The organism is Parafrigoribacterium humi (genome assembly GCF_040227205.1).
In the GTDB taxonomy this organism is placed as follows: Bacteria; Actinomycetota; Actinomycetes; order Actinomycetales; family Microbacteriaceae; genus Parafrigoribacterium_A; species Parafrigoribacterium_A humi.
In genome coordinates, this window is sequence record NZ_JBELOA010000003.1 from 19957 (window position 1) to 33104 (window position 13148).

Here is a 13148-nt window from a genome sequence, read left to right on the forward strand (position 1 = left end):
TTCTCGTCGCTCACGCCGCGACTCCCTTCGGTGCGGTTCCATCCGGCCCTGGCATTCCCGCCGGCACCTCGCCCGCCATCATGAGGCCGAGCACGTCTCTCGGGGTGTCGCCGGGCACGATGCCGACGATGCCGCCGCGGTACATCACGGCGATCCGGTCGGCGAGCGCGACGACCTCGTCGAGCTCGGTGGAGACGACGATCACCGGAACCCCGGAGTCCCGGGTGGCGATGATGCGTTTGTGCACGAACTCGATGGATCCGACGTCGAGACCACGGGTCGGCTGCGCCGCCATGAACAGCCGGAGCTCACGGCTGAGCTCCCTCGCCAGCACGACCTTCTGCTGGTTGCCTCCGGACAGCCTGCCCGCGCGAGTGCCGATGCCCTGGGTGCGGATGTCGAACTCCTCGACCTTGCTCTCCGCGAAGCTCGACAGATAGTTCAGTTGCAGGCCGCCCCCGCGCACGAACGGTGCGCCGACGGAGCGGTCGAGCATGAGGTTCTCCGCGACGGTGAACTCACCGACGAGGCCGTCTTCCTGGCGGTCCTCCGGCACGAAGCCGACGCCCGCCTCGAGCACCCTGCGAACGCTGAGGCCGAGCAGCGGCTTGCCGTCGAGTTCGATCTCGCCCCGCACTCTCTCCTGCAGGCCCATGATGGCCTCGGTGAGTTCGGTCTGGCCATTGCCCTGCACGCCCGCGATGGCGAGCACCTCTCCGGAGCGCACCTCGAAGCTGACGTCGTTGACCACGAGTTGGGAGTGCTGGTCGATCACCGAGAGGTTACGCACGACGAGCGCGGGCTCGCCCGCCTTCTCCGGCCCCTTCTCCAGGGTGAGGTCGATGGGGCGGCCCACCATGAGGGAGGCGAGTTCCGCATTGGTCGCGGTGGGCGATGCCTCACCGACGACCTTGCCGAGCCGGATGACCGTGATGCGGTCCGCGACCTCTCGCACCTCGCGCAGCTTGTGGGTGATGAAGACGATGGAGGTACCGGATTCCTTGAGCTGCTTCATGATCGCCATGAGCTCGTCGGTCTCCTGCGGCGTGAGCACGGCGGTCGGCTCATCGAACACGAGCACCTTGGCATCGCGCGAGAGTGCCTTGATGATCTCGACCCGCTGCTGCACGCCGACGGGCAGATCCTCGACCAGGGCATCCGGGTCGACCTGGAAGCCGAACCTGGAGGAGATCTCCCTGACCTGCTCACGCGCCGCCTTCAAGTTGAGGTGACCGGCGAAGCCGGTCTTCTCGTGCCCGAGCATCACGTTCTCCGCCACGGTGAAGACGGGAATGAGCATGAAGTGCTGATGCACCATGCCGATACCGGCGGCCATCGCGTCGCCCGGTCCCTCGAAATTCTGCACGACATCGTCAAGCAGGATCTCGCCCTCTTCGGCCTGGTACAGGCCGTAGAGCACGTTCATGAGGGTGGACTTGCCCGCGCCGTTCTCACCGAGAAGGCAATGGATCTCGCCGGGTTCGACCGTGAGGTCGATGTGGTCGTTGGCGACCAGAGCGCCAAACCTTTTGGTTATTCCACGAAGTTCGAGCTTCATGATTCACAATCTATCCGCACGTCATTGAACGGATGGGTGGGGCTTACATAAGACATGAGTCGGGGAGGCCAGCGTCGCTGGTCTCCCCGACCGTGATCGAACGTTACTTACTTCGGGCTGGACGGCGACTCGACCTTGATCTTGCCGCTGATGATGTCAGCCTTGATGGAGTCCAGTTCCTTCTGCAGGCCCGGGTCCACCTTCGACTCGAAGTTGTGGAACGGAGCCATGCCCACGCCGCCGTTCTCGAGCGTTCCGATGTACGGGGTGTTGTCGAACTTTCCGTCCTTCGCCGCCGTCACAACGCTCTCGACGTCACCGGACATGTTCTTCATGATCGATGAGAAGTAGATGTCGTCGTACTTGGGGAACGTCTTGAACACGTCGGCGTCACAGCCGATGAGGGCCAGATCCTTACCAGAGCTGACGATCGCTGCGCCCGCGCTCTGGAAGATCGGTCCGCCGACGGGAAGGATGACATCCGCGTTCTGGTCGATCAGCGTCTGGGCCGCGTTCTGGGCATCGGTGCCGGCGTCGAAGCCACCGGTGAACGATCCGTTCTGCGCCTTGACATCCCAGCCGAGGACCTTGACGTCCTTGCCCTTCTGGGTGTTGTAGTACGCGGCGCCGTCTGCGTAACCGTCCATGAAGATGGTCACGGGCGGAATCTGCATGCCACCGAAGGTGCCGATGATACCGGTCTTGCTGTAGCTGGCTGCCGCGTAGCCGACCAGGAAGGCGGCCTGTGCGGTGTCGGAGAGGATCGGCTTGACGTTCGGAAGCGTCAGCGGCGAGCCGTCGGCGTTGGACACACCGGAGTCGATGAGTGCGAAGTCGACCTTCGGGTTCGCCTTGGCAGCGTCGCGCGTGGCGTTCGCCAGGTTGAAGCCGACGGTGACGATCAGGTTGCAGCCCTGGTCGATCATCTGGGTGATGTTCGGTGCGTAGTCGCTGTCACCGGTGGACTGGACGTGCACCTCCTTGATGTTGAGCTTCTTGGCTGCGCTCTGCAGGCCTTCGAGGCCGAGCTGGTTGAACGACTTGTCGTCGAATCCACCGGCGTCCGAGACCATACAGGCCTTGAAGTTCGATGCTTTTGCGCCGTTGTCGGCGGGGGCCTTCGGTGCTGACGCGCATCCGGCAAGCATCGTTGCTATGCCGACGATGGCAAGGCCGCCCATGATGCGGCCGCGAGAAGTGATTCTCAAGGTGTCCTCCAAGGTGCTGCCCAGCGGAAAACGCTGGGGCTTAGTTCCGTACACGTTACCCAATGTTACGAGTGCTGAACGACTCGAATTTCGGGCAGCACCCCAAGCGTTACACAGCCGGGACTACAGCGAAATGTTCAGGAAATGTGCTTCTACTTCGGCGTGCTCGGTGAGGTCACCACGATTGCCCCGGAGATGATGTCGGCCTTGAGGTTCTTGACTTCCGTGGCCAGCTGTGGGCTGACCTGCGAGGACATGTCGTGAAAGCCCGCGATGCCCACTCCCCCGTTCTTCAGGGTGCCGACGTACGGGGTGTTGGTGAAGGTCTTGTCCTTGCTAGATTTGGCGATCGACGCCACCGCATCCTGGGTGTTCTTGAGCACGGAGGTGAGCAGGATGCCGCGGTATTTCTCGGGGAGCGTGTTGTAGCCGTCGTTGTCGACCCAGATCAGCGACCCGTGGCCCGCGTCGAGAATCGCGGACGCCGCGCCCTCGCCCACCTGGCCCGCGACGGGGAGGATGACATCCGCTCCCTGGTCGAGGAGGCTCTTGGCCAGGTTGTAACCCTTTGTCGTGTCCTCGAAGTCACCGGTGAACGACCCGTCCTGTTCGGCCTTGTTCCAGCCGAGCACCTCGACGCTCGCGTGGTGCACCTCGTTGTACTTCGCGACGCCGTCGGCGAAGCCGTCCATGAACAGGGTCACCGGCGGCTGGTTGCCACCGCCGAAGGTTCCGACCTTGTGCGTCGTGCTCACCCCGGCCGCGAGGTACCCGGCCAGGTAGGCCGCCTGCGCCGTGTCGAACACGATCGGTTTCACGTTCGGCGCGTCGACGGTCTCGTCGACGAGGGCGAAATCAATCGTCGGGTTGGCCTTCGCGGCCTTCTCGGTGGCGGGGGCCAGCTCGTAGCCCACGGTCAGCACGAAGCCGCACCCGCTCGCGACGGCCTGATCCACGTTGGGCGCGAGGTCGGTCTCGCCGGTGGAGACAAGCACCCTCGCGGAGATCGAGTACTTCTTCTCGGCGTCCTGCAGCCCGGCCCAGCTCGATTCGTTGAACGAACGATCGTGGAGTCCGCCGGAGTTCGTCACCATGCGCGCGCAGAACGCGGATGCGTCGGGTTTCGCTGCCTGCTCAGGGGCGGCCGAGCAGCCGGAGAGAACGAGCAATGCGGCACCGATGAGTACCGCGGGACGGAGGACTGAAAACTTTGCCATGCTTCGGACGTTAGCGAGACGTGGGCGCCCCCATCCGCCCGAGACCCCCGCTGGAGACGCGCTCGACCGATTCGTTATTGCTTCGTTACGTCAGTGGCGCGAACGGAGCAGGTCACAGGATGTCGCTGCGCCCCGAGAGCTTGAGCGCGTCGACAACCGACTTCACCCGCTGCGCGTTCGCGGTGGTGGTCACCAGCAGCGCATCCGGGGTGTCCACGACGACGATGCCCTCGACTCCGATGAGGGAGATCATGCGACCGCTCTGGCTGATCACGACGCCGCTCGACGCATCCGCGAGCACCCGGGCATTCTCCCCGAGGATCGCCAGGTCGGATGGCCTGCCGTGCGAGTGCAGCTTGGCGATCGACGCGAAGTCGCCCACGTCATCCCAGTCGAAGTCGCCCGGAATAACCGCGAGTCGCCCCGCAGCCGCAGCGGGTTCCGCGACGGTGTAGTCGATCGCGATCTTCTTGAGACCGGGCCAGACCTTGTCGACGACGGCTCCGCGCGCAGGGGTGTCCCACGCCTCAGCGAGCTCTGTGAGACCGGCGAGCAGTTCGGGCTCCGACTCGCCCAGCTGCGCCAGCAGGACATCCGCGCGCGTAATGAACATGCTCGCGTTCCAGAGATAACCTCCGTCGGCCAGATACGACTGAGCTGTGGCCAGATCCGGCTTCTCCACGAAACTGTCGGCGAGAACGGCACCCGGAGCGCCAGGGATAGCCAGCTGTCCGTCACAGTGGATATAGCCGAACCCGATCGCGGGCTCCGTCGGTGTGATGCCGATCGTCGTGATGTACCCGGCGTCCGCCGCCGCGACGGCCTGCGTCACTGCGCGCTTGAAACCGCGAGTGTCTGCAATGACATGGTCCGCGGCGAACGATCCGATGATCACGTCGGGTTCGCGGTGCCTGAGGATGGCCGCGGCGAGTCCGATCGCGGCGGACGAGTCCTTGGGTTCGCTCTCGAGCACGACGTTGAGATCTGCGAGATCCGGGATCTGCTCCTCGACGGCCGCCCGATGCGCGCGCCCGGTGACCACCATGATCCGATCTGGGCCGGACAGCGGGACGAGCCTGTCCCAGGTGCCCCGAAGCAGGGTTGTGCCGGAGCCGGTGAGGTCGTGCAGGAACTTCGGCGCATCCGCCCTCGACAGCGGCCACAGACGCGACCCGATGCCACCCGCGGGAATGATGCTGTAGAAGCGTGAGAGCGAGTCCGCGGGTACTGTCTCGTCGTCATGAGCTGGCATGCGACCACTGTAATGGGCAGAGCTGAACCGGAGTAAAAGTGGCGGAAGTTATGAAAAGTATCTTGATGTCGAGCTATTTCGGCCCGCCGTTGCGACCGAGGGGTGCGCGCACGGAATAGACTGGGCCAAGTTCGTACAGAACTACCACATGCCCCACTGCCGGGGCTGAACCACCGCAAGGAGGGTTGCTCGTGCCAGACGTATCGGCGGGGGCCCTGGTGTCTCCACCAGAACCAAAGAAATACCCACTTCCCAAGATCCGTCCTCCACGACCGCTCCGCGGAACCCTGTACCGGGGTCGCGAGAGCATGTGGTCGTGGGTGCTGCATCGCATCACCGGCGTCGGCATCTTCTTCTTCCTCCTGGTGCACATCCTCGACACCTCGCTCATCCGGGTGAGTCCTGGCGCGTACAACGCCGTGATCGGCACATACAAAACTGTGATCATGGGTCTCGGCGAGACGGCGTTGGTCGCCGCCATCGGGTTCCACGCGCTCAACGGCCTTCGCATCATCCTCATCGACTTCTGGAGCGTCGGCACTAGGCACCAGCGGCTGATGTTCTGGATCGTGATCGTGCTCTGGGTCATCCTCCTGGTCGGCTTCGTTCCGCGCCAGATGATCAATATCTTTAGCGAGTAGGCCATGTCCGTCACCATCGAAACTCCCCGCTCACCGCGCCCTGTGCGCACGAGCAGTCGCTTCAACGTGGAGAAGTGGGGCTGGGTCTACATGCGCGCGAGCGGTGTCGTCCTGGTCGTGCTCATCTTCGGCCACCTCTTCGTGAACCTCTTCATGGGCACCGGCGTCAAGGCAATCGACTTCGCCTTCGTCGGCGGAAAGCTCTCCCAGCCGTTCTGGCAGATCTGGGACACGCTGCTGCTCTGGCTCGCCCTCATCCACGGCGCCAACGGAATGCGCACCATCGTCAACGACTACGCACACAACCGCCTGCTCGGCGTCATCTTCAAGGGGGCGCTCATCGCGTCCACCGTCGTACTACTCATCCTGGGAACCCTCGTGATCTTTACTTTTGACCCCTGCCCCGCAGGCGCCGCTCTCGCGGACCTCCCGAGCTTCTGCCCGGCACCGTAATGGCCAAGGAAAGCGCAGACACAGTGGAATTCGAAGACGGCGACATCATCGATGGTGTTCACTATCACCGTCACGACATCGTGATCGTCGGAGCCGGCGGCGCAGGGATGCGCGCGGCGATCGAGGCGGGACCGAACGCCAACACGGCGGTCATCTCCAAGCTCTACCCGACTCGCTCCCACACGGGAGCCGCACAGGGCGGCATGGCCGCCGCCCTCGGCAACGTCGAGGAGGACAACTGGGAGTGGCACACCTACGACACCGTCAAGGGCGGCGACTTCCTGGTCGACCAGGATGCCGCGGAGATCCTCGCGAAGGAGGCCATCGACGCGGTCGTCGACCTCGAGAACATGGGACTGCCGTTCAACCGCACCCCCGAGGGCCGCATCGACCAGCGTCGCTTCGGCGGCCACACCCGTGACCACGGCAAGAGCGCGGTGCGCCGGGCCTGCTACGCGGCAGACCGCACCGGCCACATGATCCTGCAGACCCTGTACCAGAACTGCGTCAAGTTCGGCATCAACTTCTTCAACGAGTTCTACGTGCTCGACCTGCTCATGACCGAGGTCGACGGGGTGTCTCGCCCGGCCGGCGTCGTGGCCTACGAGCTGGCGACCGGCGAGCTGCACGTCTTCCAGGGGAAGGCCGTGATCTTCGCCACCGGCGGATTCGGCAAGATCTTCAAGACCACATCCAACGCGCACACCCTCACCGGGGACGGCGTCGGCATCATCTGGCGCAAGGGCCTTCCGCTCGAGGACATGGAGTTCTTCCAGTTCCACCCGACCGGACTCGCCGGACTCGGCATCCTGCTCTCGGAGGCCGCCCGCGGCGAGGGAGCGATCCTGCGCAACAGCGAGGGCGAGCGCTTCATGGAGCGCTACGCGCCGACCATCAAGGACCTCGCGCCGCGCGACATAGTCGCTCGCTCGATGGCGACCGAGATTCGCGAGGGACGAGGCGCCGGCCCGTACAAGGACTACGTCTACCTCGACATCACGCACCTCGAGCCCGCCGTGATCGACGCGAAGCTTCCGGACATCACGGAGTTCGCGCGCACCTACCTTGGCGTCGAGCCGTACACCGAGCCCGTTCCGGTGCTGCCGACCGCGCACTATGCGATGGGCGGCATCCCGACCACGAACGACGCGATGGTGCTGCGCAACAACACCGAGACAGTCCCCGGCCTGTACGCCGCGGGCGAGTGCGCGTGCGTGAGCGTGCACGGCTCCAACCGGCTCGGCACCAACTCGCTGCTCGACATCAACGTGTTCGGCAAGCGCGCGGGCAAGAATGCGGTGGAGTACGTGAAGACCGCTGACTGGGTGCCGCTGCCCGCCGACCCGGCCTCGGGCATCCGCTCGCTTCTCGACAACGTTCGCGCGGGAGACGGCACGGAACGCATCGCCGCGATCCGCAAGGAACTGCAGGAGGCAATGGACCGCAAGGCTCAGGTGTTCCGCACGGAGGAGAGCCTCACCGAGGTCGGCCAGCTCATCGAGAAGCTGCGCGCCCGGTACAAGAACATCCAGGTGCAGGACAAGGGCAAGCGGTTCAACACCGACCTGCTCGAGGCGGTCGAGCTCGGCTTCCTGCTCGATCTCGCGGAGGTGCTCGTCTACTCCGCCCGCAACCGCAAGGAGAGTCGCGGAGCGCACATGCGCGAGGACTACCCGAAGCGAGACGACGAAAACCTGATGGTCCACACCATGGCGTATCTCACCGGGGACCCGACGTCTGGTGCCGGAGATCACATCACGCTTGGCTGGAAACCGGTGGTGGTCACCAACTACCCGCCAACAGAAAGAAAGTACTGATGAGTAACGCTGTCCTCGATAAGAAGGGTCCGCAGGAGCACGCCGTCGTACCGACGTTCACCGCAACCCTGATCATCCGCCGCTTCGACCCAGACGTCGACGAAGAACCCCATTGGCAGGACTTCGACGTCGAACTCCACGCAACGGATCGCGTGCTCGACGCCCTGCACAAGATCAAATGGGAGATGGACGGCTCGCTGTCGTTCCGCCGCTCCTGCGCCCACGGCGTGTGCGGTTCGGATGCCATGCGCATCAACGGTCGCAACCGCCTGGCCTGCAAGACGCTCATCAAGGACCTCGACGTGTCGAAGCCGATCTACATCGAGGCACTCAAGGGCCTGCCGCTCGAGAAGGACCTCATCGTCGACATGGAGCCGTTCTTCGACAGCTTCCGTGCCATCCAGCCGTTCCTGCAGAACTCGACTAAGCCGAAGGACGGCAAGGAGCGCCTGCAGTCCCCCGCCGAGCGCGCGCGCTACGACGACACCACCAAGTGCATCCTGTGCGCGGCGTGCACCTCGAGCTGCCCGGTGTTCTGGACGGATGGCCAGTACTTCGGTCCGGCCGCGATCGTGAACGCGCACCGCTTCATCTTCGATTCCCGTGACGAGGCCGCGCAGGTGCGCCTCGACATCCTCAACGACACCGAGGGCGTGTGGCGCTGCCGCACGACCTTCAACTGCACGGATGCCTGCCCTCGCGGCATCCAGGTCACCCAGGCCATCGCAGAGGTCAAGCAGGCCATCCTGCGCGGAGGCGCCTGAGTCCCATCCACCAGAAACTGTCGCGCAGTCACCTCTCGGTGACGGTGCGGCAGTTTTGTGTGTGTGACCGGGCTCCCACACGCCCTGGCTATGCTGGAAAAATGGCGAGTTCCTCCGCACGGCCTGGCCTGATCGCACGCATGCGCGCCACGATCGGCTCGGCCGTGGCGAGACTCAAGCACCTCAAGCCGGTGCGGGTCATCGTGCTCTTCAGTGAAAAACGCGGGGCGCTTCTGGCCGGAGGGCTCTCGTACCAGTCGATCTTCGCGGTCTTCGCTGCGCTGTGGGTCGGCTTCTCGATCGCAGGTCTGTTCCTGCAGGCACAGCCCGCGCTTCGAGACGCCTTCTTCGGGCTGATCGGCCAGGCCGTCCCCGGTCTCATCGACACCGGCCAGGGCGGGGCGATCAATCCCCGCACGCTGCTTCGAACCGACACGCTCAGCTGGACGGGTGCGATCGCTCTCGCCGGTCTGCTCTTCACAGCGCTCGGCTGGCTGTCGTCGTGCCGCGACGCCGTGAGAGCGATCTTCGACCTGCCAGGTGAGGGCAGGAATTTCTTCGTCCTCAAGCTCAAGGATCTCGGCCTGGCCATCGCGTTCGGTGCCGCGCTCATCGTGTCGGCCCTGCTCTCGGTGGTCAGCACCCAGGCCCTGGGGGCCGCGTTCGACCTTGCGGGCGTCAGCGAGCATTCCGCCTTCGCCGCACTCGCGATCAGGGTGAGCGGACTCGTCCTGATGCTGGTGCTCGACACGGCAGTTCTCGCGGCGCTGTTCCGCCTGCTTTCCGGCCTCGCCATCCCGATCAGGCAGCTCATCGTCGGCTCGCTGCTCGGTGCGATCTTCCTCGGCGTGCTGAAGGTGCTCGGGACCTCCCTGCTGGGCGGCGCGAGCAGGAACCCGCTGCTCGCATCCTTCGCCGTGATCATCGGACTGCTCATCTGGTTCAACCTGGTCTGTCAGGTGATCCTGCTCTCCGGCGCCTGGATCGCCGTGAGCGTCTCCGACAAAGGCATCGAACTCGACCCGCGGATCACGGCGGCTCGACTCGAGCAGGAGAGGGCGGATGCCGCTGCCGCGGCCGCCGCGGCAGCCCTCGCCGAGCAGGAACGGCCGTGGGTCAAGCGCGCCTTCGGGCGATTATTCGAGAGGCGGAACTCCCGCGGTGGCGGTGGTCGATCGTAGGATTGCGGCATGCCAACACCGCTCAGAATCGCCTCGGTCAACACGAATGGCGTGCGCGCCGCCTACCGGAAGGGAATGGGCGACTGGCTCGATGCGCGCGGCGTCGACATTCTTGCCATCCAGGAGGTGCGGGCATCCACCGAAGATCTTGAGGGGCTGCTCGGGTCGGAGTGGAACATCCTGCACGATGCGGCGACCGCCAAGGGGCGCGCCGGGGTCGCCCTCGCGAGCCGGAACAAGGCATCCATCCACAGGGTCACTCTCGGTCCAGATGATTTCGACAGCGCCGGGCGCTGGCTCGAAGCCGACTACGACGTGGGCGGCACGCTCGTCACCGTCGTCAGCACCTACGTGAACTCCGGCGAAGCAGACACCCCCAAACAGATCGAGAAGTACAAGTTCCTCGACGCGATGGTCGAGCGACTTCCCGAGCTCAAGGCACACAATGAGCTCTCCCTCATCGTCGGCGACCTCAACGTCGGACACCGCACCCTCGACATCAAGAACTGGCGCGGCAACGTCAAGCGCGCGGGCTTCATGCCGCAGGAACGCGCATACTTCGACCGCTTCTTCGGCAAGGAAGACGACCCGCACTACAACGACGGAGCAGACCTCGGCTGGATCGACGTCGGCCGCAAGTGGGCGGGCGAGGTCGACGGCCCGTACACCTGGTGGAGCCAGCGCGGGCAGGCCTTCGACAACGACACCGGATGGCGCATCGACTACCACATGGCCACGCCGGCCCTCGCCGCGACCGTGCAGAACTACACGATCGACCGGGCCGCGTCGTACGACGCCCGGTGGTCGGATCACGCGCCGGTCGTCGTCGACTACCTCGTGTAGTTCCGTGGGGCCGTGGCTGTTGGGCGAGCCAGCGCCGCCCATAGAGGCCCACCACGCCCCCGCCGCCACGCTCATTCGCCACGGCCTGGTGTTGCAGGTCAGAACAGAGGTCGTGATGTCCGAGCGAGGCAGTGCGGGTGTGGTGGGCCTCTATGGGCGGCACTGGCTCGCTCGGACATCACGACCGACAGCCACCCGGAATACTGAAAGAATTGGGGCATGAGTAGTAAACCGCGCCTGTTCTCCGGCATGCAGCCCTCCGCCAACTCGCTCCACGTGGGCAACTACATCGGCGCACTCATGCAGTGGAAGGAGTTGCAGTCCACCCACGACGCGATCTTCTGCATCGTCGACCTGCACGCCATCACCGTGCCGCAGGACCCAGAGCTGCTGCGCAAGAACACGAGGCGCACCGCCGCGCAGTACATCGCCGCGGGAATCGACCCCGCCGCGTCGACCCTGTTCGTGCAGTCGCATGTGGCCGCACATCCGGAACTCGCCTGGGTGCTCAACACCATCACCGGGTTCGGCGAGGCCAGCAGGATGACCCAGTTCAAAGACAAGTCACAGAAGCAGGGGTCTGACTCCGCCTCTGTCGGGCTGTTCGCATACCCCGTGCTCATGGCCGCCGACATCCTGCTCTACGACGCCCTGGTGGTGCCCGTCGGTGACGACCAGCGCCAGCACGTCGAACTCACGCGCGACCTCGCGAACCGATTCAACTCGCGCTTCGGCGAGACCTTCGTGATCCCCGAGGCAATGATCCTCAAGGAGACCGCGCGCATCTACGACCTGCAGGAGCCGACCAACAAGATGAGCAAGTCGGCGGCCACGGAGTCCGGCATCATCTGGTTGCTGGACGACCCCAAAGTCACGGCGAAGAAGATCAAGTCCGCTGTAACGGATGACGACCGCGAGGTGCGCTTCGACCGCCAGGACAAGCCGGGTGTCTCGAACCTCCTCACCATCTACTCCGTGCTCTCCGGCAAGACCATCGAGGCGCTCGAGCAGGAGTACGCGGGCCACGGCTATGGGGACCTCAAGAAGGACCTCGCGGAGATCGCCGTGGAGACCTTCGCGCCGGTTCGCGCCCGCACCCTCGAGCTGCTCGACGACCCCGCAGAGCTCGACCGGGTGCTGGCAGGAAACGCCGACCGGGCCGCGGAGATCGCCGATGCGACGCTCGCCAAGGTCTACGACCGCATCGGGCTCCTGCCGCACGCACGCTGACACACGACCACGGCTGGCTGTACCGACCGCGCCGCGTCAATCACGACTATCAGCGGGGCTGCGGCATACGATCGGTAGGGAATCACCTCGCGGGCATGATCGCCCGACTGGTGAAGCCACTGCAGCACCAGCGTTACCCGAAAACGCAGGAGAATTCCCACCATGACGTCCGCGATCGACAGCACGACCTCGTTCGCGCGCGCACGGCCGGCATTCTCGGCCATCATGTTCGACATCGACGACACGCTCTTCGCGCACCACAGTTCCGTGCTGGCGGGGCTCACCAGTTTTCGGGCCCGGCTCGGCCCACCCTTCGACGAGGGGGACGACCGCGCGACCGCCGAACTCTGGGAGCGGCTCGCAGACAAGCACTACCGCCGATACCTCAGCGGGGAGCTGACGCACATCGAGCAGCGACGAGCACGCGCCAGAGACTTCGTTGCACAGTTCGGCCAGCACCTCGACGACGCGGCAGCGGACGCCTGGTACGACGTCTACCTCGCGGAGTACACGAAGGCGTGGATGCTGCACGGCGACACGCTCGCGTGCCTCAACGCGCTCGCATCCACCGGCATCCGTCTCGGCATCATCGCCAACGGCGACCTCGCGTTCCAGAACGACAAGCTCGCCCGGCTCGGACTCGACCCGTTGTTCGAGCACGTGGTCACCTCGGGCGAACTCGGCTACGCCAAGCCGGATGCCCGCATCTTCGAGCACGCCTGCCAACAGTTCGGAGTGGAGCCGGTCCAGGCCGCCTACGTCGGCCACCGCCTGCGCACCGACGCGATCGGCGCGTCCGGGGCCGGTCTCACCGGCGTGTGGCTGGATCGCGCGGGCGTAGCCACAGTGACGGACATCATGGCGGCGCGCGCGACCGGCGTGCCGATCATCCGCACCCTCTCCGAACTGCCGGAGGCTCTCGGCGTGCGCGTGTGACGTGGGAGCCCGGCGGCGAACGGAGCCGCTCGTGGTTGCGCCGCTTCC

At 65.1% G+C, this 13148-nt stretch carries 12 protein-coding genes; 8 read left to right on the plus strand and 4 right to left on the minus strand.

The features are described 5' to 3' along the window. Positions 1-10: 10 nt before the first annotated feature. From ABUA28_RS06945 to ABUA28_RS06960, 4 genes are all read right to left on the minus strand, one after another. Positions 11-1558 carry an ABC transporter ATP-binding protein gene (locus ABUA28_RS06945; protein WP_349903317.1) on the minus strand — a complete coding sequence of 516 codons (1548 nt, stop codon included), beginning with the start codon at positions 1556-1558 and terminating at the stop codon, positions 11-13. 107 nt (positions 1559-1665) lie between these two features. Beyond that, positions 1666-2766 carry a BMP family lipoprotein gene (locus ABUA28_RS06950; RefSeq protein ID WP_349903318.1) on the minus strand — a complete coding sequence of 367 codons (1101 nt, stop codon included), beginning with the start codon at positions 2764-2766 and terminating at the stop codon, positions 1666-1668. Positions 2767-2918: 152 nt separating this feature from the next. Further along, complete coding sequence (locus ABUA28_RS06955; RefSeq protein ID WP_349903319.1) at positions 2919-3983, minus strand: BMP family lipoprotein; 1065 nt, start codon at positions 3981-3983, stop codon at positions 2919-2921. A 112-nt stretch (positions 3984-4095) separates the two neighbouring features. Beyond that, positions 4096-5235, minus strand: coding sequence for a mannose-1-phosphate guanylyltransferase (locus tag ABUA28_RS06960; RefSeq protein WP_349903320.1), 1140 nt, complete (start codon positions 5233-5235; stop codon positions 4096-4098). 218 nt (positions 5236-5453) lie between these two features. Here ABUA28_RS06960 and sdhC point away from each other — a divergent pair, with 218 nt between their 5' ends. From sdhC to ABUA28_RS07000, 8 genes are all read left to right on the plus strand, one after another. Continuing rightward, positions 5454-5876, plus strand: coding sequence for a succinate dehydrogenase, cytochrome b556 subunit (gene sdhC, locus ABUA28_RS06965; RefSeq protein WP_407075430.1), 423 nt, complete (start codon positions 5454-5456; stop codon positions 5874-5876). A 3-nt stretch (positions 5877-5879) separates the two neighbouring features. Further along, on the plus strand, positions 5880-6329 hold the full coding sequence (locus tag ABUA28_RS06970; protein WP_349903321.1) for a succinate dehydrogenase hydrophobic membrane anchor subunit: 450 nt from the start codon (positions 5880-5882) through the stop codon (positions 6327-6329). Next, positions 6329-8146: a succinate dehydrogenase flavoprotein subunit gene (sdhA, locus tag ABUA28_RS06975; RefSeq protein WP_349903322.1), complete on the plus strand. Its 1818-nt coding sequence runs from the start codon at positions 6329-6331 to the stop codon at positions 8144-8146. Before ABUA28_RS06970 ends, sdhA begins: the two co-directional genes overlap by 1 nt. Beyond that, positions 8146-8910 carry a succinate dehydrogenase iron-sulfur subunit gene (locus tag ABUA28_RS06980; protein ID WP_349903323.1) on the plus strand — a complete coding sequence of 255 codons (765 nt, stop codon included), beginning with the start codon at positions 8146-8148 and terminating at the stop codon, positions 8908-8910. The genes sdhA and ABUA28_RS06980 overlap by 1 nt, the downstream gene beginning before the upstream one ends. Before the next feature lie 101 nt (positions 8911-9011). Continuing rightward, positions 9012-10091: a YihY/virulence factor BrkB family protein gene (locus ABUA28_RS06985; protein ID WP_349903324.1), complete on the plus strand. Its 1080-nt coding sequence runs from the start codon at positions 9012-9014 to the stop codon at positions 10089-10091. Between the two features lie 9 nt (positions 10092-10100). Next, entirely contained in the window at positions 10101-10934 is an 834-nt protein-coding gene (locus ABUA28_RS06990) for an exodeoxyribonuclease III (RefSeq protein ID WP_349903325.1), read from the plus strand. Positions 10935-11153: 219 nt separating this feature from the next. Beyond that, a complete protein-coding gene (gene trpS / locus ABUA28_RS06995; RefSeq protein ID WP_349903326.1) occupies positions 11154-12164 on the plus strand; it encodes a tryptophan--tRNA ligase in 1011 nt (336 codons plus the stop codon). A 162-nt stretch (positions 12165-12326) separates the two neighbouring features. Continuing rightward, positions 12327-13100: an HAD family hydrolase gene (locus ABUA28_RS07000; protein ID WP_349903327.1), complete on the plus strand. Its 774-nt coding sequence runs from the start codon at positions 12327-12329 to the stop codon at positions 13098-13100. Positions 13101-13148 lie beyond the last annotated feature (48 nt).

Bases quoted from the DNA above. Each gene is read 5' to 3' on its own strand.
- ABUA28_RS06945 (WP_349903317.1), bottom strand. From the start codon at position 1,558: ATGAAGCTCGAACTTCGTGGAATAACCAAAAGGTTTGGCGCTCTGGTC.
- ABUA28_RS06955 (WP_349903319.1), bottom strand. From the start codon at position 3,983: ATGGCAAAGTTTTCAGTCCTCCGTCCCGCGGTACTCATCGGTGCCGCA.
- ABUA28_RS06960 (WP_349903320.1), bottom strand. From the start codon at position 5,235: ATGCCAGCTCATGACGACGAGACAGTACCCGCGGACTCGCTCTCACGC.
- ABUA28_RS06970 (WP_349903321.1), top strand. From the start codon at position 5,880: ATGTCCGTCACCATCGAAACTCCCCGCTCACCGCGCCCTGTGCGCACG.
- sdhA (WP_349903322.1), top strand. From the start codon at position 6,329: ATGGCCAAGGAAAGCGCAGACACAGTGGAATTCGAAGACGGCGACATC.
- ABUA28_RS06980 (WP_349903323.1), top strand. From the start codon at position 8,146: ATGAGTAACGCTGTCCTCGATAAGAAGGGTCCGCAGGAGCACGCCGTC.
- ABUA28_RS06985 (WP_349903324.1), top strand. From the start codon at position 9,012: ATGGCGAGTTCCTCCGCACGGCCTGGCCTGATCGCACGCATGCGCGCC.
- ABUA28_RS06990 (WP_349903325.1), top strand. From the start codon at position 10,101: ATGCCAACACCGCTCAGAATCGCCTCGGTCAACACGAATGGCGTGCGC.
- trpS (WP_349903326.1), top strand. From the start codon at position 11,154: ATGAGTAGTAAACCGCGCCTGTTCTCCGGCATGCAGCCCTCCGCCAAC.
- ABUA28_RS07000 (WP_349903327.1), top strand. From the start codon at position 12,327: ATGACGTCCGCGATCGACAGCACGACCTCGTTCGCGCGCGCACGGCCG.